Consider the following 285-nt stretch of genomic DNA (forward strand, 5'->3'; position numbering starts at 1 on the left):
ATAGATTCACAGTTGAAGTGCAACAGTATTTAAGTTCTCCCAAAATACCTCATGGGGCGTCTTGTAACCAAGACATTTCCTTGGGGTATGATTTTGTCGATGGATAATTTCGTCAATGTCGTGTTGATTGATGTCTTCAAGCTTTGTTTTTCTCGGTAGATAACGTCTCAACCTGGCAATAGAATTTTCTACACCTCCTTTTTGCCATGGAGCATGAGGATCGCAAAAGAATGTCTCTATGTTCAGCTTCTCAGTCAGACGATAATGATAAGCAAATTCAGTTCC

At 39.6% G+C, this 285-nt stretch carries 1 protein-coding gene; it reads right to left on the reverse strand.

Going from position 1 to position 285, the window contains the following annotated elements:
- Positions 1 to 6 precede the first annotated feature (6 nt).
- A partial coding sequence (locus MTBPR1_RS12200; protein WP_126465210.1) for an IS30 family transposase occupies positions 7 to 285 on the reverse strand: 279 nt, incomplete at its 5' end.

This window comes from Candidatus Terasakiella magnetica (genome assembly GCF_900093605.1).
Taxonomy (GTDB): domain Bacteria; phylum Pseudomonadota; class Alphaproteobacteria; order Rhodospirillales; family Terasakiellaceae; genus Terasakiella; species Terasakiella magnetica.